General features: G+C 71.3%; 17 protein-coding genes. 8 read left to right on the forward strand and 9 right to left on the reverse strand.

Going from position 1 to position 21724, the window contains the following annotated elements; all coding sequences use genetic code 11:
* Positions 1 to 127: 127 nt before the first annotated feature.
* Together ACFWN2_RS02515 and ACFWN2_RS02520 are read right to left on the reverse strand one after the other, a co-directional pair.
* On the reverse strand, positions 128 to 3775 hold the full coding sequence (locus ACFWN2_RS02515; protein WP_382424403.1) for a DEAD/DEAH box helicase: 3648 nt from the start codon (positions 3773 to 3775) through the stop codon (positions 128 to 130).
* Positions 3776 to 3818: 43 nt separating this feature from the next.
* Positions 3819 to 4733 (reverse strand): LysR family transcriptional regulator, encoded by a 915-nt coding sequence (locus ACFWN2_RS02520; RefSeq protein WP_382424405.1) that lies wholly within the window; start codon positions 4731 to 4733, stop codon positions 3819 to 3821.
* A gap of 105 nt (positions 4734 to 4838) precedes the next feature.
* Here ACFWN2_RS02520 and ACFWN2_RS02525 point away from each other — a divergent pair, with 105 nt between their 5' ends.
* The gene (locus tag ACFWN2_RS02525) at positions 4839 to 5645 is read left to right on the forward strand and encodes an aldo/keto reductase (RefSeq protein ID WP_382424406.1); all 807 of its coding nucleotides are present in this window, start codon (positions 4839 to 4841) and stop codon (positions 5643 to 5645) included.
* On the opposite strand, the gene ACFWN2_RS02530 is transcribed toward ACFWN2_RS02525, so the two are convergent.
* From ACFWN2_RS02530 to ACFWN2_RS02540, 3 genes are all read right to left on the reverse strand, one after another.
* Positions 5640 to 6302 (reverse strand): Type 1 glutamine amidotransferase-like domain-containing protein, encoded by a 663-nt coding sequence (locus ACFWN2_RS02530; protein WP_382424408.1) that lies wholly within the window; start codon positions 6300 to 6302, stop codon positions 5640 to 5642. The two genes, ACFWN2_RS02525 and ACFWN2_RS02530, sit on opposite strands and share 6 nt — an antisense overlap.
* A gap of 61 nt (positions 6303 to 6363) precedes the next feature.
* A complete protein-coding gene (locus ACFWN2_RS02535; RefSeq protein WP_382425574.1) occupies positions 6364 to 8316 on the reverse strand; it encodes an ABC transporter ATP-binding protein in 1953 nt (650 codons plus the stop codon).
* Positions 8317 to 8336: 20 nt separating this feature from the next.
* Positions 8337 to 8915, reverse strand: a complete 579-nt coding sequence (locus tag ACFWN2_RS02540; protein ID WP_382425576.1) for a TetR/AcrR family transcriptional regulator — start codon at positions 8913 to 8915, stop codon at positions 8337 to 8339.
* 225 nt (positions 8916 to 9140) lie between these two features.
* Between ACFWN2_RS02540 and ACFWN2_RS02545 the strand changes: the two genes are divergently transcribed.
* The 3 genes from ACFWN2_RS02545 (at position 9141) to ACFWN2_RS02555 (ending at position 13423) form a co-directional block, all read left to right on the forward strand.
* Positions 9141 to 9692 (forward strand): peptidase inhibitor family I36 protein, encoded by a 552-nt coding sequence (locus tag ACFWN2_RS02545; protein ID WP_382424410.1) that lies wholly within the window; start codon positions 9141 to 9143, stop codon positions 9690 to 9692.
* A 153-nt stretch (positions 9693 to 9845) separates the two neighbouring features.
* Positions 9846 to 11057: an MFS transporter gene (locus tag ACFWN2_RS02550; protein ID WP_382424412.1), complete on the forward strand. Its 1212-nt coding sequence runs from the start codon at positions 9846 to 9848 to the stop codon at positions 11055 to 11057.
* A 266-nt stretch (positions 11058 to 11323) separates the two neighbouring features.
* Complete coding sequence (locus ACFWN2_RS02555; RefSeq protein WP_382424414.1) at positions 11324 to 13423, forward strand: putative bifunctional diguanylate cyclase/phosphodiesterase; 2100 nt, start codon at positions 11324 to 11326, stop codon at positions 13421 to 13423.
* A 12-nt stretch (positions 13424 to 13435) separates the two neighbouring features.
* Here ACFWN2_RS02555 and ACFWN2_RS02560 read toward each other — a convergent pair whose 3' ends face one another.
* A complete protein-coding gene (locus ACFWN2_RS02560; RefSeq protein ID WP_382424415.1) occupies positions 13436 to 13618 on the reverse strand; it encodes an SDR family oxidoreductase in 183 nt (60 codons plus the stop codon).
* 251 nt (positions 13619 to 13869) lie between these two features.
* Positions 13870 to 14850: an NmrA/HSCARG family protein gene (locus ACFWN2_RS02565; RefSeq protein ID WP_382424417.1), complete on the reverse strand. Its 981-nt coding sequence runs from the start codon at positions 14848 to 14850 to the stop codon at positions 13870 to 13872.
* Positions 14851 to 15062: 212 nt separating this feature from the next.
* Here ACFWN2_RS02565 and ACFWN2_RS02570 point away from each other — a divergent pair, with 212 nt between their 5' ends.
* The 3 genes from ACFWN2_RS02570 to ACFWN2_RS02580 all read left to right on the forward strand — a co-directional run bounded on the left by ACFWN2_RS02570 (position 15063) and on the right by ACFWN2_RS02580 (position 17203).
* Entirely contained in the window at positions 15063 to 15425 is a 363-nt protein-coding gene (locus tag ACFWN2_RS02570; RefSeq protein ID WP_382424419.1) for a winged helix-turn-helix transcriptional regulator, read from the forward strand.
* 88 nt (positions 15426 to 15513) lie between these two features.
* The gene (locus ACFWN2_RS02575) at positions 15514 to 16308 is read left to right on the forward strand and encodes an SDR family NAD(P)-dependent oxidoreductase (protein ID WP_382424420.1); all 795 of its coding nucleotides are present in this window, start codon (positions 15514 to 15516) and stop codon (positions 16306 to 16308) included.
* 64 nt (positions 16309 to 16372) lie between these two features.
* The gene (locus ACFWN2_RS02580; RefSeq protein WP_382424422.1) at positions 16373 to 17203 is read left to right on the forward strand and encodes an SDR family oxidoreductase; all 831 of its coding nucleotides are present in this window, start codon (positions 16373 to 16375) and stop codon (positions 17201 to 17203) included.
* Here the strand turns inward: ACFWN2_RS02580 and ACFWN2_RS02585 are convergent.
* Complete coding sequence (locus ACFWN2_RS02585; RefSeq protein ID WP_382424424.1) at positions 17187 to 18044, reverse strand: helix-turn-helix transcriptional regulator; 858 nt, start codon at positions 18042 to 18044, stop codon at positions 17187 to 17189. The genes ACFWN2_RS02580 and ACFWN2_RS02585 overlap by 17 nt on opposite strands.
* Before the next feature lie 26 nt (positions 18045 to 18070).
* On the reverse strand, positions 18071 to 20863 hold the full coding sequence (locus ACFWN2_RS02590) for an ATP-binding protein (protein WP_382424426.1): 2793 nt from the start codon (positions 20861 to 20863) through the stop codon (positions 18071 to 18073).
* 168 nt (positions 20864 to 21031) lie between these two features.
* Between ACFWN2_RS02590 and ACFWN2_RS02595 the strand changes: the two genes are divergently transcribed.
* Positions 21032 to 21709, forward strand: a complete 678-nt coding sequence (locus ACFWN2_RS02595) for a hypothetical protein (RefSeq protein ID WP_382424428.1) — start codon at positions 21032 to 21034, stop codon at positions 21707 to 21709.
* Positions 21710 to 21724: the final 15 nt, after the last annotated feature.

Genomic DNA, 21724 nt, shown 5'->3' on the forward strand with positions numbered 1-21724 from the left:
GCGAGTTCTTTCGCATCGCGGAGGCCGGCTCGGGAACGTCGTCCCGGGTCTGCCGCTGCGGCCGGTGTGCCTGCTCTCGCCGTTGCTCAGCGATGGCGGTGTGCCGCGGTCTGCGGGATCGAGCGAGTCATCGCGGCGCTCTGCCGAGGCCCCGGCGAGCGGGTTTCGCGGCCGGGCGGTCGTTTCCCGGCGTCTCGCCGATCTGCCCGTACGCGGCGAGCCATCCCGTGGCGCGGTGGTCCCCGCGGCGGGTGAACACCGCGGCGCCTGAGGCCGCACCCGCGTCCGGATCGTCGTCGTCAATCGGACAGCTGATCTCCGTGGAGGCCTTAGTGATCGTCACGGGTGTGTGCGTCCGGCCCGTCCAGGCGATCGCGGCCGCACCCGCTATGCCGGTGATCGTGGCGCCGTCGCTCCTCGCCGTCAGCACGGCCGACGTCGTCCGCTCGCGGAGCAGCGCGGTGTAGGCGGCCTGGTCCAGTTCGCAGTTCGCCGGCGGGCGGCCCGCCGGCCAGTCCGGGGCCCGCACACCGCGGCCGATCGCCGAGCGCCACATGCCGGGCACCAGTTCCTTCGCGTGTGCGCGTGTCGCCATCTGCTCGCACATCCAGAGCAGCCTGCCGGACCCGCGGCCGGGGGAGCAGCCGCGCCAGCGCACCCGGCGGTCCAGGTCGGCGGAGACGATCGCCACCCACGGGTGCACGGTGCCGAGATGTCCTTGTGCCGCAAGCCAGGCGAGGTAGCGGGGTGACTGCTCCAGCACCGGGTACAGCGTGCCCATCGGGATGCCGGCGACCGCGCGGTGGTCGTGTCCGCCGGCGAACAGCTGCGGCGAACGCGCCACGAGCAGCAGCGTCGCCCAGGCCAGGTCGCCGCGCTGGACGGTGCCCGACGCTCCGAGTCCTTGCACAGCAGTGGTGTCGGTGAGCTGGGAGCTGTGGCCGCGTGCCCGGATCGCGGTGGCCACAGCCGGCCGGTTGGCCTCGGCGACGGGCGCGTCGAGCAGTTCGGGAACGGTGACGCTGAGAACGCACGTCAGCGCTTCCTCGGCCATGTCGGCGTCGTCGGGGAGCGGGAGCATGCCGAACACCTGCCGCAGCCGCGCGCCGACGTACGCCGACACCATGAGCTGGGCGGTGAGCCTGCCGAGTTCGGTGGCCACCAGCCTCCCGTCGCGGTCGTGCCGGGTGAGGTAGTCCTTCTCCACCAGGAACTCCACGGCGTCCAGCACCGGTTCCACGTCCTCGTCGCCCTGCGCGAACGCGAGCGTCTGCCGCCACCACGCCTCCGCTTCGAGCACCGTAGTGATGCGGCCCTGGAGCACCTCGGCGAGCACGTGGTCGGCGAGGCTGTCGTAGATCTGCGAGTGCACGGAGTAGCCCGCGATCAGCCGCTGCTGCCAGCCCGCGCGTTCGGTCTCGTCGGTGACCAGGTAGGCCCAGCCCTCGGTCTCGCCCGCTCCGACCCGTCCCGCGCGGCCGAACATCTGCATGACCGTCGCGGTGTCCATCGGGTCGGTGCCGATCTTCGTGTCGCGGACGATCACGGCACGCGCGGGCAGGTTGACGCCCGCGGCCACGGTGGTCGTCGCGACCAGCACGTCGGCCGCCCTGGTGCGGAAAGCGTGCTCCGCCGCCCTCTTGCCCTCCCAGTCCGCGTAGTGCAGCCGCACGCCGACCTCCGCGCAGACGGTTTCGAGCTTGTCGAAGTCGGTCGGCCCGACGAGGTGCACGGGCGCGCCGCGGTCCGCGGCGATCGCCAGCGCCGTCGACCGCACCTTCGGCTTGGACCCGCAGAACACCAGCACGCTGCCGTTGGTCGAGGTGTGCCGCCCGACGAGGTCGGCGACGACCTGCTCGCGCATGCGGTTCGCCTCGGCGTGCCGGGAGGCGGCGGGCAGCATCGGCAGCTGCCACGTCAGGCGGGACGGCCGCCAGGTGGTGGCGACCAGTTCGCCTTCCAACCACTGCGCGACCTCCGGCGCGTTGGACACGGTGGCGGACAACCCGACGATCCGCACCGGCGAGTCGGCGCCGCGCACCCGTGCGAGCAACGCCTCCAGCAACGCGCCACGGCCGGGGCTGCCGAGCAGGTGGATCTCGTCGACGACCATGCAGCCGACCTCGGCCAGTGCGGTCTGCAACGACGACGCCCGGCAGATCGCCTCGAACTTCTCCGTGGTCGCGACCCAAAGGTCGGCCTCGCGGACCCGTTCCACGTCCACCGCGTACTCACCGGACAACCGCTCGACGCGCAAACCCTGTGCACGCCACGTTTCCAGCTCGCGATCGAGTTCGTCGGTCAAAGTGCGTTGCGGCACCAGCCAAGCGGCCTTGCGCCCCTCTTCGAGGATGCTCTTCAACGCCGCGAGCATGCCGATCACGGTCTTGCCGGCACCGGTCGGCGCCGTGACGACCACGTGCTCGTCACCGTCCACGATGGACGGACAGGCCTGGGCCTGGGCGGGGTTGAGCGTCGGGAAGGGCAGGAACCGCAACCAGTCGCGCGGTACGAGGTCCTCCGCCGGAACCGGCCGGGGTGCCGACGTCGGGTCGAGTGGCTCGTGCAGGTCCCAGAGCAGCGTGAACGCGTCCAGCGCCGCTCGCGCGTACTCGCCGCTCAGCGGTTTGACCGGTTCCGCGACGAGGCCCGCCACCGCGGACAGGGACGGCGTGACGCGCAGCCCTGTCAGCGCGCCCGCGACCGGGTCGACCGAGGTGATCCACTCCTCTTCGAGCCAGTGGGGCACTGTGCGGAAGGCGATGCCCTGTTCGCCCAACCGATCGCGCAGGGGCTTGAAGTCGGGACCGTCGGGGAGGACGACGCGGATGTCGGTGCCGTCGGGCAGGGGTGGCGGCTCGAACTGCGGGTCGACCGTCTTGCACCAGAAGAGCAAGCGGTGTTCGGCGATCGTTTCGGCGGTGGACGGCGGGGCCGGGATCTGGGCGCTGCCGCGCTCTTCGGTCGCGCCGGCGTCGGCGAGGATGCGGCGGATCTTGGCGGCGGTGACCGTGGTCGAGGTCCGTCGTGCCGGTGGAGGGGCGGGTGCGGCGGGGGTTTCGGGCTCTGTGGCGGGGGAGTGTGGCTCTACATCAGGGATCCGGGGCTGCAGATCAGGGATCTGCGGCTCTGCAGCGGGGATTCGCGGCTCACCGGAGGGGTTTCGTGGCCCTGTACCGGGGTTCCGTGGCTGTGTGGCGGGGCTTTGTGGCCCTGCAGCAGGGTTCCGTGGCTCTGCGGCGGGGATTCCCGGCCCTGCGGCAGGAATCTGTGGCTCTGGGGCAGGGAATCGCGGCTCTGCGCCAGGAGTCCGCGGCTCTGCGGCGGGCAGTTCCGGCGCCCCCGCCTGGGGTGCGTGAGGCGCGGGCGGCGCGGCCGGGCGAGGACGCGCGACCTCCGGCCGCACCCGCTGCTCCGCCGCCAGCCGGTTCAGCCGCTGGTCGTCCTGCAGGCGCCGCGCCACCGCCTCCGGCCGCAACTCGCCGAGCACCGCGCGCTGCGAGAGCTGGAGGTCGCTGAGCTTGAACGAGGCGGGGCACGCCGGGCACACCACGGCCGCCTGGAGGCGGGGTTTGCCCAGGTTGCCCGAGACCCGGTAGAGGCCGTGCACCTGCCCGGCGCACGTCGGGCAGCGCCGGTCGATCGTGTGCGGCGACAGCTGCCAGCCGGGCTCCGCGTACCGGGGGATCGCGGGCGCCGGCTCGACGCCCCACAGGCGGCGGGCGACGCCCGCGACCGTGGTGTCGGTCGCGGCTCCGTTATCAGGGTCAGTCATGCACCAGTACCTGTACCGAGTTGGAGGGGACGACGATACGCCGCTACGCGTGGCCGAGGTCGCACCGCTGAGCCGCTTCCTGCAGGGCGCGCAACGCGGCCCTGCACGCGGGACGGTTCGTGCTGCTGTTGCGCCACAACGCGAACACCCTGCGCCGGGGTGCCGGCAGCAGCGGTGCGAACCGGACGCCCTGCGGTGTGGGGCCGCGGCCCAGCCGGGGGATGATCGCGGCGCCGAGTCCCGCCGCCACCAGTGCGAGCTGGGTGGAGTGCTCCGACGCGGTGTGCACGACCCGGCGTTCGATCCCGCCGCGGCGCAGGGTGCTCACGAGCCAGCCGTGGCAGATCTCGTCGCTGGGCCAGCCCACCCAGTCCTCGTCGCGCAGGTCGTCCAGGGTGACCGAGGCCTGGTCGGCGAGCGGATGCCCCGTGGGTAACGCCACGTCTAGGACGTCCTCCAGCACCGGGGTGGACGAGAGCCCGTCCGGCACGGCGAGCGGCTCCTCCTGCCAGTCCTGCACCACCGCGATGTCGACGTCGGCGTGGCGCAGCCGGGTGATCGACTCGGTGGGTTCCAGCTCCACGAGCCGCGCGGACAGGGCCGGGTGCCGCTGCCGCAGCGCGTGCAGCATCGGCGGCAGGAGGCCGCGGGCGGCCGTGGCGAACGCGGCCACCGTGAGCGTTCCCGACACGGCGCCGCGGTGGTCGGCGAGGTCGGTCTCGACCAGCTCGACCTGCTGGAGCAGCCTGCCCGCGTGCTCGGCGAGAAGGTCGCCGACGTCGGTGAGCCGGACGCCGCGGCCCTGCCGTTCCAGCAGGCGCTGACCGATCTCCCGTTCGAGCCTGGACAGCTGCTGCGACACGGCCGAGGTGGTCACGTGCAACGCCTCGGCGGCGCCGCGGACAGATCCCGTCGTGGACACCGCGTGCAGCGTCCGCAGGCGTTCCAGGTTCAACACGTAAGCGATGCTACGCGATCAGGCCAAGAATGTTTCGATTGTCTTAGTGGCCAGGGCTCGGCAGTGTTGGCGCCGAACGAATCCGGCACTCGCAAGGAGAACCTCGTGCGTTCCCACACCCTCGTCCTCGGTGGCGACCTCCTGGTCCACCGCCTGGGTTTCGGCGCCATGCGGATGCCCGCCGACGACCCCACCGCTGCGCACGCGCTGGCCCGCCGCGCGGTCGACCTCGGCGTCACCTTCATCGACACGGCCGACTCCTACGACCTCGGCCGCAACGAGGAACTGCTGGCCGAGGCCCTCCACCCGTACCCCGACGGCGTCGTGATCGCCACCAAAGCCGGTCAGTGCCACCCCGGCGACGACTGGATCCCGCTCGGCCGCCCCGAGTACCTGCGCCAGCAGGCTGAGCTGAGCCTGCGGCGGCTGCGGGTCGAGCGCATCGACCTGTTCCAGCTGCACCGGATCGACCCCACCGTCCCGCTGGCGGACCAGATCGGCGCGCTGCGGCGGTTGCAGGACGAGGGCAAGGTGCGGCACGTCGGCCTGTCCGAGGTCTCCGTCGCGCAGATCGTCGAGGCGGAGCGGATCACGCCGGTCGTGAGCGTGCAGAACCGGTACAACCTCGACGACCGGCGCTCGGAGGACGTGCTCGGGCACTGCGAACGGCACGGCATCGCGTTCCTGCCCTGGCTGCCGATCGCGCCCAGCGTGCGGGCGGGCTCGCCGGTAGCCGAGGTGGCCCACCGGCTGGGCGTCAGCCCGGCGCAGGTCGCGCTGGCCTGGTTACTGCGCCGGTCGGAGGTCATGCTGCCGATCCCGGGCACGTCCTCCCCGCGTCACCTGGAGGAGAACGTCGGCGCGACCGGCGTCGACCTGTCCGACGAGGACTACGCGCTCCTCGACCTATGACCCGAACTCCAGCCAGCGCCCTTCGGACACCACCTCGACGGATCCGTCCTCGACCCTGATGGCGGTCTGCTCGTCGATGGCGTACGCGGGAACGCCTAGCCCAGCGGCCCACTTCTCCGCGTGGGCCTGGGTGTTCTCCGGGAAGAGGTCCAGGTGCGGGAAGATCGAGAAGCCGACGACGCCGAGGGTGCGGTCGTCCGGCGCGGACGGCCACGAGACGAAGTCCTGGCCGATCCGGGGCGTCAGCACCATGCTCCCGGCACTGACGCCGACCCAGACCTTCCCGGGCAGGGAGGGCAGCAGGTCGGCGAGCCCGGACTCCCGCATCCAATGGCACAGGTAGGTCGCGTCGCCGCCGTCGACCAGGAGCACGTCGGCCTCCTCGACCCAGGGAACCCACCGCTGCGCGCCGATGCTGGGCAGGGCGGTGAGTTCGAGGACCCCGAGCGAGGCCCAGCCCAGGCCGGAGAAGTTCCGCCACCGGGACTCGGCGGCGACGAACCCCCGCACCGACGCCGGGCCGCACTGCGAGTGACCCCAGAGGGCGGTCGGGACGCAGAGCGCGTGGCACTCGGAGATGGGTTTGCCGAGGAGGTCCACGAGCGCCGAGCGGATGCTCGGGTTCGTGACGCCGCCCGAGGTGAGCAAGAACTTCACTGCCGTCCTCCAGAACGTCCGGGTGGTGAACGTGTGTGCAGACCACGCACCGGCCCGGAACTCATCGCGACCCCGGCACCTCGTCCAGATAGGCCTGTGCCTGCAGCGTGAACAGCTCGGCGTACCCGGCCTCGGCCGCCATCAGCTCCTCGTGCGTGCCGTACTCGGCGACCTTCCCGCGCTCCAGCAACAGGATCCGCTCCGCCTGCCGCACGGTCGAGAACCGGTGCGAGATGTAGAGCGTCGTGCGGCCCTCCGACAGCTCCCGCAGCCGCGAGAACAGGTCGTGCTCGGCCCTCGCGTCCAGCGCGGACGTCGGCTCGTCGAGCACCAGGATCGGTGCCTCCCGCTGGAACGCCCTGGCCAGCGCGATCTTCTGCCACTCGCCGCCGGACAGGCTCACGCCCTGGTCGAACCAGCGGCCGAGCGGGCTGTCGTACCCGCGGGGGAGTCGCTCGATCCGTTCGTCCGCTCCGGCGCGGCGGGCCGAGTCCTCGATGTGCGGCCGGTCTTCGAGTCGCGTCAGGTCGCCCAGGCCGATGTTCTCCGCGGCCGTGCCCTGGTACGTCACGTAGTCCTGGAACATCGCGCTGATCCGCGTGCGCAGGTCGACGGGGTCGTACTCCCGGATGTCGACGCCGTCGAGCAGGATGCGGCCCGCCGTCGGGTCGTAGAGCCGGCACAGCAGCTTGAACAACGTCGACTTGCCCGCGCCGTTGCGGCCCACCACCGCCACCGTCTCGCCGGGACGGATCTCGAAGCTGACGTCGTCCAGCGCGGGTTCCTCGGCGCCGGGGTAGCTGAAGGTCACCGAGTCGAACCGGATGTGACCATCCACTGTGGACGGAATGGGTCGCGGCGACGGCGGTGCCGTGATCTCCGGTTTCGTGTCCAGGAACCGGTACAGCGTGTCGAGGTAGAGGTTGTTCTCGTACATCCCCGAGAACGCCGTGAACAACCCGGAGACCGAGGCCTGCACGGACGCCGCCGCGGCCGTGTACAGCGCCAGGTCGCCCAGCGTGAGCCGACCGCCGACCGCCTCCAGCGCGATGTACAACGTGATCGCCGACCCCGCGAGCGTGCTCAGCAGCCCCCAGGACGTCGAGCTGACGTTGCGGTTGATCGTCAGCTTCCGCGACCGCTCGTAGGAGACGGTGCCGAGCCGGCGGAACCGGTCGACGAAGTACGGGCCGAGCCCGAACAGCTTCGTCTCCTTGGCGTAGGTGTCCGTCGTGACCAGCGACGACAGGTAGTCCATCCGCCGCTTGATCGGCGACATCATGAACGTCAGCCAGAACGCGCGCGAGCCGTACTTCGACTGCGAGATGAACGCCGGGATCGGCGCCACCAGCGCGACCAGTGCCAGCAGCGGGCTGATCGAGACCAGCAGCGCGATCATGCTGACGAACGTGATCATCGTCCGCAGGAGCCCCAGCGCGGAGTTCATCATCGCGAGCGGCCGAGTCGGCGCTTCCTGCGCGGCCTGGCGCAGCATGTCGTACGACGTCGAGCCCTCGAAGTAGGCGAGGTGCAGGTCGCTGGCGTGCGCCATCACCCGGTGGCGGATGGTCAGCGTCATGCGTTCCTGCAGCAGGGACTGCGCGATGGACGTCAGCGCGCTGCTGACCGCCGTCGCGGCGAGCACACCGAACTGGAGCAACGCGACGTTCAGGATGTCCGCTGTGGTGCCGCGCTGCTGGATCGCCGCGACGACGGAGTCGAGCAGCAGCTTCGCGATGTACGCGGTCGCGGTCGGCAGAAGTCCCGACAGGACCGTGATCAGCGCCAGGACGACGGTCAGGACCGGACTGGCCTGCCACGTCAGCTTCGCGACCTTCGGCAGGCCGCGGACGGTGCCCGCCACCGAGGTCCGCACGCGCTTCAGCCGGGAGCGCAGGTCCTTCGGTCCGTCGTCCGGCTTCGCCTCGGGGATGTCGACCGGTCCGGTGAGACCGCTCTCCGCCACCGTGGAGGCCTGCCGCCGGCGGCCGCGCCGCCCCAGCATGAACTCGATGCCGCCTCCACCGCCCGGGATCATCCGGCCTCCACGGCGCCGTGCAGGAAGAAGTCGACCACCTGGCGCGTGGTGGGCGCGTCGTCCGACGGCATCCGGCGGCCGCCGAACAAGAGGGTCAGGAAGAGGGTCGCGAGCTGCTCGGCCGGCAGTCTCAGCTGGTCCTGCTCCGGCGTGAACAGCTCGACCATCGCCTCGCGGATGGCGGCCATCGACTCGCGGCGCCCGCCCTTCCAGGGGCCCTTGCCCCGCTGGCCGGGCTCGCGGTGCCGGTTCCTGCCGGAGGCGTGCAGCGCGCTCATCAGCGCGCCCATGCGTTCGAGGTGCGCGCCGAGCGCTTCGGCCGCCTCGACGAGCCGGTCCTCCAGTGGCTGGTCGAGCGGGATCTCGGCGATCGCGTCGAGCACGTGGTCGGGCTTGAGCGCCTCGGCCGTGCAGGCGTCGAAGAGCTCGTCCTTGTCCTTGAACGCGCGGAAGACGGTGCCCTCACCGATGCCGGCCGCGCGGGCGATCTGGCTGCTCGTGACGGTGGCGCCGTGCTCGATCAGGAGCGGCAGCACCGCGTGCACGATCATGGCGCGCCGGTCCTCGGCGCTCATGCCCGGCGCTCGTCGCCGGGTCTCGGGTGCTGGTGTCATGTCTCCACTATGCGGAGTGAGTGCTCACTCCGTCAAATGGGTTCGGGCTCCTGTGGGTTGATCAACCCATGTTGCCGCCCCGGTGGGTTGGATATTTTCGGACGGCTGAGGCGCGGCGACCGGGGGAGGCTGCCCACTGTCCCGCCGCGGTCATCGGCGCCGAAACCACGTCGAGGGGACGACTGGATGACGAGCAAGATCGCACGACTCGCGGCCGCGGGACTGGCCGCACTCGGTCTGATGGCAGTGGTGCCGTCCACCGCCGGTGCTGTGGAAAGCGGTGTCCTGGCCACCTACAACGGCAACACCATCGACCTCGCCCAGGGCTGGGAGGGCGCCACGGTCTGCGCGCAGACCGATGGTGGCGTCCACTGCTACGACGACGACGCCGCGTACCGCACCGCGACGAACCTGCCCGCCTCCCAGGACGGTGGCCTCGGGACGGCGAGCGTGGACGACTGCCCGCCGCTCTGGAAGTGCCTCTGGGACAACCGGAACTACTCGGGGCGCAGGCTGCAGTGGAGGGATCCGGGGGACTTCGGTCTCGCCCAGTACGGGTTCCGCAACAGGGCGAACAGCGCGGCCAACCGCAAGGTCCAGGGTGGCTTCCACCTGTGGGACGTGGACCCGGTCTGGGACAAGGTGATCCACGTGCCCGGCTCCTCGGGCATCCCGGACCTCGGCGCGTATCCCAGCGGCAACTGGAACAACAAGGTGGACGCCGTCGTCGTGCGCTAGTTCGGCGGACCACGACGGGGCCGTCTCCGGTACGACTTCCGGAGACGGCCCCGTCTTCGTCGTACCGAGGGCTTCTGCTGGAAGCGCTTCCACTCCTAACGTCCACCCGGCGGGTGGTTCGGGTCGTGATCACGGGAGTGCTCATTGGACGGCGTGACGAAGGAAGGGCTCCAGACCGCACGCACGTCGGCGCTGCGGCTGACGGTGGCGTCGCCGCTGTACCGGGGTGCCGCGGTGGCGCTGTTCCTGTCCGGGCTGGGGTTCTCGGCCGCCGCGCCCCAGATCGCGTCGTTCCTGGTGAACGACCTGGGTGGCTCGCTGACCGCGGCGGGCCTGTTCTACCTGACCAACCTCGCCGCGCCGGTCGCCGGTTACCTGGTGGGAGCGCGGTCGGACCGCACCGGCCGCCGGCTGGGGTTGTTCCGGGTCTGCGCACTCGCCGGGTTCGCCGGGTGGGCGGGCATCGCGTACTCGACGCAGCTGTGGATGCCGTACGTCCTGAGCGCCGTCGTGCTCGGGTTCGCCGGTGCGGCCACGTCCCAGCTGTTCGCCGCCGTCCACGACGAGATGCGGGCGCACCCGAGTCCGGGTGACGACGCGGTCGTGGCGCTGGTGCGGATGGCGCTGACCGCCGGGTGGGTGGTCGGTCCGGTGGCGGGGTCGTTCCTGGCCGCCCACACGTCGCTGCGCACCATGCTCCTGGCCACGGCGATCTGCACGCTCGCCCAGGTCGTCCCGTTGTGGACGCTGCGCACCCCGCCCGTCGTGCCTGCGGTGGAACAGGTCTCGCGCGGTCCGGGGGTGCGGGCGATGGGGCCTCTGCTCGTCTTCACCGGCCTGTACGTCCTGGTCTACGCGGGAGAGTCGATCAAGTACGCGTACCTGCCGATCTACATGGACGTCCAGCTCGGTCTCCCCGAAGGACTTCGCGGCGCGATCATCGGCATCCAGCCGCTGGTCGAGCTCGTGCTGATGCCGCTGGCCGTGGTCGTGGCGCGCCGGACGGGGATGGTGCGGCTGATGGTGCTCGGCGCCGGGTTCGGGTTCGCCGCCAACCTGTGCTTCGCCCTGAGCGGTTCCGCCGCCGGCCTGTTCGCGGGGCAGGTCCTCATGGGCGGCGTGTGGGGCGTCTTCGCCGCGCTCGGGATCATCGTGGCGCAGCGGCTGCTCCCGGACGGTGTGGCCACCGCCTCGGCGTTGTTCCTGAGCTCGACCGCGCTGAGCTCCGCGCTGGGCGGGGTGGCAGGGGGAGTCGGGGCCGCCGTGGTCGGGCTGCCGCTCGTCTTCCTCGTCCCGGCCGTGCTGGCGTTCGCGGCGGCCATCGGACTCGCGTTCGTGGAACGCACCGCGGGCCGCGGGTTGTGAAGGTTTTTCGGAAACGGCCTGCCGCGAACAGTTGGTCGCACACGCCGAATCCCGCGAAAGTCGCGATAGGACCATGACACAATCAGTGCGTCGACTGCGGTGAGTGCGCGGTCTGACGGTCCTGTACCCGAACGGCGGCTGTACGGTGACCTATTTTCGGCAGATAGTGCATTCTTTGTTGTGCTGGACAGCCGAGTTACCTCGAATCCCTGGGGGCATCAGGCGTGGCGGGTTCGCACCGTTCCAGTGCGAGGGAAACGGGGCTGGTGGACGAGTCGGTGAGCCACGCGTCCCGTGATCCTTTGCGCACGGTTCGATTGCTCACCAATGTTTTCGCGTGGCTGGGCGGCGCCGCGCTGGCCGGCAACCTCCTGTTCGCCGGTGACGGGGTCGCTCGTATTCCGCTGGCCGTGTTGCTCTTGCTCGTATTGGGTTCGTGGTGGTTGTTGCCGCGTCACGACGGCTGGGTGGTCGCGGTCGTGGAAGGCGTTGTCACCGCCGGTGCGGCAGTGGTTCTTCCTGCCGCACAGCCGGTTCTCGCCTTTTTGTTCGGCACGACGACAAGGCGCGCGTTGCACGGCGGTCCCGGCCGGTATCCGGTGAAGTCGCTCGTGAGCCTGTGCGGGTACGTGGGAGGGCTGTGGGTGTCGTTGTCCCAGCTCGACCGGATCGATCCGGACGTGGTGATGGCCGGGGTCATGCCGTTGCTGGGCCTGGTGATCGGGACGTTCGCCCTGCACGAGACCGTCCGCGCGGTCAGGGCGCAGCAGGCCGCCCGCCGGACCGTGGGGGCACTGCTCCAGGCGACCCCGGTCGGGCTCGCCCTCCTGGACGAGAGCGGAACTCCCCGGCTGCACAACCTCCGCGCCCGTGAGATGTTCGGCTGGGACGACGACAACGTCGAGGCGAGCACGGTGCTGTGCCCGCACGGCGTGGGCATCACCCGGTGCCGCGACGGCTGCGCGTCCGCCGACGCGGTCGAGGTGGAGCCGCACGACGGTCTGGTGCTCGCCGTGCACACCGGGCCGGTCGAGCAGGAGACGGGTCCCGATCACACCGTGGTCGCCGCCGTGGACGTGAGCAGGCGCCGGCTGTGGGAAGAAGCGTTGCGCGACAAGGCCGAGCGCGACGAGCTGACCGGGCTGGCCAGCCGCGCGCACTTCCTGCACCTCGTGCAGGAGGCGATGGTCTCCCACGCCGTCGTCGGGCTCCTGATCGTCGACCTGGACAGGTTCAAGGACGTCAACGACGCCGACGGTCACGAGGTGGGGGACCGGTACCTCCAGGCCGCGGCGGCCCGCGTGGGGTCGGCCCTGCTCGGCACCACCGTCGCGGGACGTCTCGGCGGTGACGAGTTCGCCGTCGTGGCACCCGGTTTCGACGTGCGCGACACTGTGCGGCTGGCGAAGTCCGTGCTGCAGAAGCTGAACGGCGGCCCGGAGCCGTTCGGCGCGAGCGTCGGCGTCGCGGTGTCCCAGTCCGGTCAGGGCGCGGCCGACCTGCTCAGGGACGCCGACACCGCGATGTACGTCGCGAAGCGCGAAGGCGGCAACCGGGTCCGGCTCTTCCAGCAGGAGATGGGGGACCAGGCGCTCGCCCGGCAGCGGGACAAGGCCGACCTGCGCACCGGGATCGAGGACGGCCAGCTGGTGGTGCACTACCAGCCGATCGTCGACCTCGCGACGGGCGTGGTGACCAGCGCCGAGGCGTTGGTGCGGTGGCAGCGTCCCGGCGTCGGACTGCTGGGCCCGGACGCGTTCATCGGCCTCGCCGAGGAGACCGGCCTCATAGTGCCGCTCGGTGAGAAGGTGCTGGAGGCCGCGTGCGCCCAGGCCGTCCTGTGGCACGCCGAGGGACGCACGTCGGGCGTGACGGTGAACGTCTCCACCCGCGAACTGTCGACCCCCGGCTTCCTGACGCGGCTGGACCGGGTGATCGGCACGACGGGCATCGAACCGGCGCGGCTGACCATCGAGGTGACCGAGAGCGTGTGGGCCGACGAGCCGGCGATGCGCAGCCTGGTCGCCGTGCGGGACGCGGGGATCCGCGTGGCCCTGGACGACTTCGGCACCGGCTACTCCTCGCTGAGCTACCTGCAGCGCTACCCGTTCGACGTCGTGAAGATCGACAGTTCGTTCACCAGGGCCCTCGGCGAGAACGGCCGTACCGAGGGCGTGATCCGGTGCATCATCGCCCTGGCCGACGTGCTCGGCGCGAGGACGGTCGCCGAGGGGGTCGAGACGCCGGACCAGGCGGACTGGCTCCGCGACGCAGGGTGCTCGTACGCGCAGGGCTACCTGTTCGGCAAGCCGGCCGACGCCGCCGGCTGGGACGAGCGGTCGTCGGCCGGGTCGCCGCGCCGCTGACGACCGCGGTCGTCAGAACAGTCCACCGGCTGCCCCGAGCGTCTGCCCGGTGACCCACGCCCCGGCCGGAGAGACCAGGAACCCGACGACCTCCGCGATGTCCTCGGGTTCGCCGACGCGGCCCAGCGGGGTCTGCGCGGCGATCAGACCGGGATCGACCATCAGCATGTCGGTCCTGGTCGGACCGGGCAGCACGCTGTTGACCGTCCCTCGTGTTCGTCCTCCACAGCCGGTCGAAGTCCACATCGGACATCTCGGCGATGGGAGCGTGCTCGGCGGAGGCGTGTTGCCGACGAAGACATCGAGCCGTCTGAAGTGTTCTTCCTTTGCGGTGAAGAGCTTCTGCAGCCCTCCGGTTCCGCGCCCTCCGGTTCCGCGACGTCCGCCTGCACCGCGACAGCCTTTCGTCCTGCTGCTTCGAAGTCGTCTGCGGCGGGTTTCTCCTGTCAGAGAGCGGACTTCAGCTGCTCGCGGTGCTCGACCAGCCAGTCCTCCAGCGCGCGCAGCCGCGGGTTGAGCGCCCTGACGGCGTCGAGATCCCTGTTGCCGACGAAGTTCTCGGCCGCCTCGGTGAAGAACTGGAACATGTTCCCCAGCTCCTCGGCCTCCGGGAATCCCGCGCCGCGCAGCTCGGCGTGGGTCAGCGGCCGGTAGACGACCGGCTCGCCGAGCACCTTGGCGAAGAGGCCGGCCATCTGCTCGCCGGTGGCGTGGGCGCCCGCCAGGCCCACCGTGCGCCCGACGAACCGCGCTCCGGCGCGGAAGATCCCGTAGGCGGTGCGGCCGATGTCCTCGGCGGCGACGAGCGCCATCGTGCTGTCTCCCATGGGGATGGTCAGCGTGGCGAGGCCGTCCGCGTCGCGTCGCGGGCTCAGTCCGGCGTAGATGAACATCTCGTAGAAGAACGACGTTTCCAGGAACGTCGTCGGCACCCCTTGCGCGGTGAACGACGCGTTCGCCTCGTTCTTGGCGTCGAGGTGCGGCACCTTGTACCCGTCGCCGATGGTCGGAGCGTCGCTGCCGAGGAACTCGAAGTGCGGCCGGGTGTCCTCCAGCGTCGACCACACGACGTGTTTGACACCGGCGGCCTTGGCGGCGCGTGCCGCGTTCGCCGCTTGCTCCCGTTCCATCCGCGCACGGCTGCGCAGCGCCGCCTGTTCCTCGGTCAGCTCCTCCCGGAAGTTGGTGACGACGAACGCGCCGTGGGCACCCTCGAACGCGGCACGCAGGCTCGCCTCGTCGTCGAGATCCGCCTGGACGACCTCGGCGCCGCGCTCAGCGAACTGCTTCGCCCGCACCGAACCGGGGTCGCGGGTCAGCGCCCGCACCGCGTACGGCCCGTTCCAGTCGTCGAGGATCGCGCGCACCAGTCCGCCGCCCTGGGAACCGGTCGCCCCCACCACCGCGATGACCTTCTTGTCGTTCACGAACAATCCCTCCGATTTGCGGGTGCCCAATGGGCGATGACCAGCGGTTGGCAGGGCAGAAGCTCGAATCGAGCTCTAGCGTCAATGGCGTCGTGTGCGAAATGGACGCCGACTGCTTTTTCGTTTCCCCGAACCGATGTCAACTATCCTGGGACCGGTTCCGAACAAGGTCAACAAGGCACATTCGTGTGCCCGGTTTCATGGAGGTGACCGTGAGCGCCCCTCACAGCCCCGCCGGCCCAGAGGCGTGCGACGTGCGCGAGGCGCTGGACCTCGTGACCGACAAGTGGTCCCTCTACATCGTGTCCAACCTCAGCGCGGGCCCGCGCCGGTTCAACGAGCTCAGGCGCGCCGTCAACGGCATCACGCAGCGCATGCTCACGCTCAGCCTTCGGAACCTCGAACGTGACGGCATCGTCGCCCGCACCGTGCACGAGGTCATGCCACCGCGGGTCAGCTACCGGCTCACGCCGCTGGGCGCCGGTCTGCTGGAGGCGGCGGCGCCTCTCATCGCGTGGAGTGCCGGCCACGTCTCGGACATCACGGCTGCGCGCGCGAGGTACGACGTCGGCTGAGCGAAACCGCTGCGCGGGTGGGAGAACCTTTGCGGGTGGGGGAACCGCTCCCTCCCACGCCGGCCGGAACGTCCATACCGTCGGCCCCATGACCAGCCCAGCCCCCATCGCGGATCCCGCGCGCACACCCCTCACCGGCACGGTCGCCCTCGTCACCGGAGCCAGCAGCGGAATCGGTGAGGCCACCGCGCTCGCCCTCGCCGCTCTCGGTGCGCAGGTGGCCGTCGTGGCCCGCCGGGCCGACCGTCTCGACGCACTGGCCGGGAAGATCGAAGACGCTGGTGGCCGCGCTCTGGCCGTGGGAGCCGACATCACGGACGAGGAGCAGGCGCGTGCCGCCGTCGCCCGCACCGTCGAGACGTTCGGCCGCCTCGACACCGTGGTCGCCAACGCGGGCCTCATGATCCTCGGCCCGATCGCGGGCGCTGACACGGCCGACTGGCGTCGCATGGTCGATCTCAACGTCCTCGGGCTCATGTACACCACCCACGCGGCCGCTCCGCACCTGCTCGCGGCGGCCGCCGACGGCTCTCGGAGAGTCGCGGACCTCGTCCTGGTGAGCAGCACCGCGGGCCGCGTGGTGCGCGGCGGCGGTGGGGTCTACAACGCGAGCAAGTACGCGGTGACCGCGTTCGGTGAGGCCTTCCGCAAGGAGGTCACGCGGCGCCACCTCCGCGTGTCCCTCGTGGAGCCCGGCGCGGTGGCGACCGAGCTGCCGCTTCAGAACACCGCCGGCGTCCAGGAACGGATGCGGGAGCGCTACTCCGCGATGGAGCTCCTGCGAGCCGAGGACGTGGCGGACACCATCGCGTTCATCGTCACGAGGCCGCGGCACGTCGCCGTGAACGAGGTCCTGGTCCGGCCGACGGACCAACAGGACTGACCGCCGGGAGGGGTGTAATGCCAGTGTCTCCCTCACTCGCGCGCCGACGACTTCACTGGTGTTCATGAACAACAACACCAAGACCGTCCTCGTCACCGGCGCCTCCAGCGGGCTCGGCCGGGCCACGGCGGAGCACTTCCACGCGCAGGGCTGGAACGTCGTCGCGACCATGCGCACTCCCGAGGGCGACCACGGACTCACCCCGTCCGACCGGATGCTCGTCACCCGGCTCGACGTGCAGGACACCGGCTCGATCAGGTCTGCCGTCGCCGCCAGCATCCAGCGGTTCGGTCGCATCGACGTGCTCGTCAACAACGCGGGCTACGGCGCGTACGGTCCGCTGGAGGCGATGTCGCCGGAAGAGGTCCGGCGCCAGTTCGACGTCAACGTGCTGGGGTTGATCGCCACGACGCAGGCCGTCCTGCCGCACTTCCGGGCGAACCGGTCCGGGTGCGTGGTGAACGTGTCGTCGATCGGCGGCCGGATCGCGTTTCCGCTCGGATCGCTGTACCACGCCACGAAGTTCGCGGTCGAAGGGTTCTCCGAGGCGTTGCGGTACGAGCTCGCCGAGATCGGTGTCGCGGTCAAGGTCGTCGAGCCGGGTGGCATGAAGACCGACTTCGGCGGCCGGTCGCTGGCCGTCGTCAACGACGAGGGGCTCGGCGAGTACCAGCCGCTGTTCCGGAAGGTCCTCGACGTGCTGGGTCCGCTGGTGGCCGCGGGATCGGCTCCCGAACTCGCTGCGGAGGTCGTCTACACGGCGGCGACCGACGGCACCTCACGACTGCGCTACGAGGCCGGTCCGGACGCCGTGCAGTTCCTCGAAGCGCGCCGCTCGTCGGACGACGCCACGTTCTTCGCGGGCGTCGAGGCGCAGTTCAGCCCTGACCGGTAGCCGGGATGCGCGAGCCGAGCAACCGCAGGGAGTCGTGCGCCGGCGACCCAGGTTCGGCGGTGTAGGCCAGCAGCGTCAGGCCGGGGTCGGTGGGCAGGCTCATCGCCTCGAACGACAGCTGCAGGTCGCCGACCAGCGGGTGGTGCAGGTCCTTCACCCCGGTGCGGTGGAACCGGACGTCGTGCACCGCCCACCGGGTGCGGAACTCGTCACTACGCGCCGACAGCTCGGCGACGAGGTCGTCGAGCCCGGTGTCGTCCGGGTTGTCGCCGGCGGAGGCGCGCAGGATCGCGACGGTCTCGTCGGCCGTCGCCTCCCAGAACGGGTAGAAGCGCCTGCTGCGGGGGTCGAGGAAGGTGTACCGGGCGAGGTTGGCCTCGTGCTCCGGATCGCTCAGCAGGTCGGAGTACAGCGCGCGGCCGAGCGGGTTGGCCGCCACGACGTCCAGACGGCCGTTCAGGATTCCGGCCGCGGCATCGGTCATCGAGTCCAGGATGCGCCGCAGGGCCGGACGCACGGTCCGCACCGCCGGCCGGTCGCGTTCGCTCGACGACCGGTTCGCCGCGCGGGCGAAGTTCCGCAGGTGCGCGCGCTCGGCGTCGTCGAGCCGCAGAGCGCGGGCCAGTGCGTCCAGCACGCTGTCCGACACGCCTCGGAGATTGCCGCGTTCCAGGCGCTTGTAGTACTCGACGCTCATCCCCGCCAGCGTCGCGACCTCCTCGCGCCGCAGGCCCGGCACGCGGCGGTGGCCCGCGTGCAGCAGGCCCACGTCGTCCGGGGTCGTCCTGGCACGACGGGAGGTGAGGAAGTCGCGCACCTCGGCCGCGAGATCGCCGGTCATGGCTCCGAGACTAGGGCCTGGGCAGTTCAGCGCGCCGACATGCGGACCGCGAGCTGGGTGCGCGACCGCACGCCCAGCTTGCGGTAGGCCCTGCCCAGGTGCGTCTCCACGGTCTTCTCCGTGACGAACAGGTTCTCGGCGATCTGCCGGTTGGTCAGCGCGTCCGCGGCCAGTTCCGCCACCCGCAGCTCCGACGGGGTCAGCGCGGCCACGCCCGTCACCTTGATCCGCGGCGGCCGGCCACCGCCCACGGCCAGGCCCGCCCGCAGGCGTTCGGCCAGCGCGTCGGCTCCGCACTCCAGCGCGATCTCGGCCGCCTCCCTCGTCACCACGCGTGCCTCGGCCCGGTCGCCGCCGTGCTGCCGCGCCTCGCCCAGGTCGGCCAGTGCCTCGGCCAGTTCCAGGCGTGCCGGGGCGCCTCGCAGCAGGCGCACGACCTCCGCCAGCGTTCCCACGTCACCGCCGGCGTTCGCCCGCAGTGCCGTCGCCACGTGGCGAGGCACGCCGAACGCCCGTGCCAGCCGCAGCTGCTCCGCGACCAGGACCGCCGCCTCCTCACGCCGTCCCGCACGGCGGTGAGCCGCCGCCGCGTGCAGTCGCCACTGCACGTCCCACAGTCCGGTGACGCCCCACCGCGCGTACAAAGTGCCGCACGCCAACGCATCGGCGAGCAGGGCCTCGTCGTCGCCCTGTGCCGCGTGCAGGCGCATTCGCGACTCCAACAGCCAGGTGTGCAGCGACGCCTGGGGCATCGCGCCGTTCGCGAGCACCCCGTCGTCGAGCACCGCGCGTGCCTCGTCCAGCCGGCCGCGCTCGACGAGCAGGTGCACGCGGGCGGCGTCGAGCGCGGGCAGTGCGACGTTCGGCCTCGGCACCGCCCGCGTGCCCAGCTCCACGTGCTCGTCGGCGGCCGTGAGGTTCCCGCGCAGCAACGAGATCCGCGCCAGGTAGCCGTGCACGATGCCCACCGCGAACAGCTGCCCGCGCTCCACCGCGTTGCGCAACGCCCGTTGGCCGCGCTGCTCGGCCTCGACGAGCCTGTCCGCCACGAGCAACGTGTTCATCGCGGACCAGAGCGCCGACCGCTCCGGCGTGAGGCGGTTGCCGTCGAGCGCGGTCCTGGCCAGTGCGACAGCGTTGTCACCGCGTCCACCGGTGAAGACCTCCTCCACCGAGAGGTGTGCTGTCAGCACGGGATCGGCGGCGTCGGCGGTCGCACGGAACGCCGTCAGCCGCGCGACGAGCTCGTCGCGCGCGGAGAGGTCCGCGCGCGCCACGCCGAGCAGCTCCGACACCAGATCCCTGACGAGCTGGGCGGGCGCGTCGTGCGGCAGCACCCGTGCGGCCTGCAGCAGCAGCGTCAGCGCCGCCGGGACCTCACCGCACGCGTTGCGGAACCGCGCCAGGCTGTAGGCGCAGCGCGCGCTCTGCACCGGCGAGTCCGCCAGCGCCAGCGCCTCCCGCAGGTGGACGTCCGCCTCGGCGACGGCGAGCCGGTGCACCTCGCAGTTGCCCAGGAGCCTGCTGACTTCCGAGCGCAGCAGCGTTTCCGGCGGTTCCTGCCTCGCACGGGCCAGGTACGTCCCCGCGTCCTGGGGTGATCCGCGCTGCCAGGCCTGAGCGGCGGCGGCCACGAGCACCTTGACGCGGTCCCGGCGTTCGGCGGGCACCGTCCGCAGCACGTGCGAGGCGACCCGCGCCACCGGAGCCCCCGAGGCGGCCAGCACGCGGGCCGCGCGGTCGTGCCCGGCACCGCGGTCCGCCAGCGGGACCAGCGAGTGGACGACGTCCCTCAGCACCACGTGCGCGAACGCCGGCGGGTCCGCGGTGCCGAAGAAACCGTGGCGCACCAGGCGTTCCGCACCGACCGCGGCGGCGGTGACGTCCACTCCCGCCTGCTCGGCGACCAGTGCCAGCGCCGTGTCGTCACCCAGCACCGCGACGGCGTGCGCGACCCGCCGCACCTCCTCCGGCTGCCTGCGCAGCCGCGCCTCGACGTGCCCCCTGACCGCGTCGGGTCCGGCGGAGGCCACCACCGACGCGGCATCTCCCGCGCCCTCGTCCTCGGCCAGCACCCGCACCAGTTCCCTGACGAACAGCGGATTTCCCGCCGTGGTCACGTGGCACGCCGCGTAGAACTCGTCGTCGGCGCCGCTCACCGTCCCCCTGACCAGCCGCGCCACGCCGGACGCGCTGAGGCTGCGCAACCGCAGGTGCGCGCAGTCCTCGGCGGCGAGGACGTCGTCGAGCAACCCGCCGTCGTCGTGCTCGCCGCCGCGGGTCGCGACCACCAGCAGCACGGGGACGGAATCCAGCCGCCGCGCGAGAAAACCCAGGAACCGCATGGAGGACGGGTCGGCCCACTGCGCGTCGTCGACGACCAGCACCAGCGGCCCGCGCTCGGTCAGCGACACCAGGAGCCAGTACAACCCGTTGAAGAGGCTGAACAACGAGCCCGTCTCGCCCTCGCCGAGGTCGAAGATCGGCTCGACGGCCGCGACGGCTCCCGTGAACAACGCCCGGCGCTGTTCCACGTCACCGGGCAACGTGGTCTCGAACAGCTGGCGCACCAGGCCGAACGCGAAGTCCCGCTCCAACTCGGCGCCACGGGACGACAACACGACCACCCCGGCGTCCACCGCCACGGCACGGGTCCGCCGCAGCAACGCCGTCTTGCCCATCCCCGCACCGGCATCGACGACGACCACACCGCCCCGCCCGCGGGTCACGGCCTCGACGGCGGCGCGCAACACGGCTGTCTCGGCGTCCCGCTCGACCAGGTGGGGCAACGACTCGGCGCCAGCGGGACTCGAACGCATGAACGAGTTCTAGCGCACGGGGGAGAAAGTTCGGGGGGTGGGGTAGGGATTTCCCGAATGTCCCGGGGGAGCCGCGTTCCTACGCTCGGTCATGCCGACGTCCACCGCACGAAACCGGTCGGGCGGTCGGCGATCCGACGAAATCCGATCTCTCTACGGGGGAGAACCATGTCCAAGTCCGTTTCGTTCCACCAGATCAGCCGGTCGGCCTTCGAGGCCGTCCAGCACCGCCTGCTGACCGACCTGGCAGGCGAGCGCGTCGGCGACTCGAAGGACGAGCTGCTCTGCTTCGGCGTGCGGGGCTCGCTGCGCTACGACGAGCGGTCCGAGTCGGCCGTGCTCGACATCACCGGCATGCCGTCCGTCCTCGACCGCGCCACCGTCGTGAGCTGGCTGCAGGGCGCGTTCGCCGACGGTGACGCCGACGGCATCTACTACGACACGTTGCGGGTCAGCCTGGAGAACAACGCCTCGCTCGCGGTCAACGTGTCCGACGTGCCGAACCTGACGCACGGCAAGTACCAGACCTACCCGATCTCGGTGCCCGCGAACCAGGACGGTGAGCTCTTCAAGGCCAGCAGCCGCGACGCCGCCGCCGTCGGGCCCGAGGGCTCGGTGACCTACGAACTGCCCGACGGCACCACCCTGAACATCAGCTTCGACCTGGAGTACTACGTCGGCTCCACGTCGACCTTCACCGCCGCGCTCGGCGGCGGCCCGGCGAGCAACTACGGACTGCGGCTCACCGACACCTGGGACACGTCCCCCGGCCCGAAGAAGGACTGGACCGTCCAGCTCTACCTGGACCCGAACCCCGGCGCCACGTTCGTGCAGGCGAGCCACTAGCCGTAAGGGAAGAGG

Source organism: Lentzea sp. NPDC058436 (genome assembly GCF_042721515.1).
Classification (GTDB): Bacteria; Actinomycetota; Actinomycetes; order Mycobacteriales; family Pseudonocardiaceae; genus Lentzea.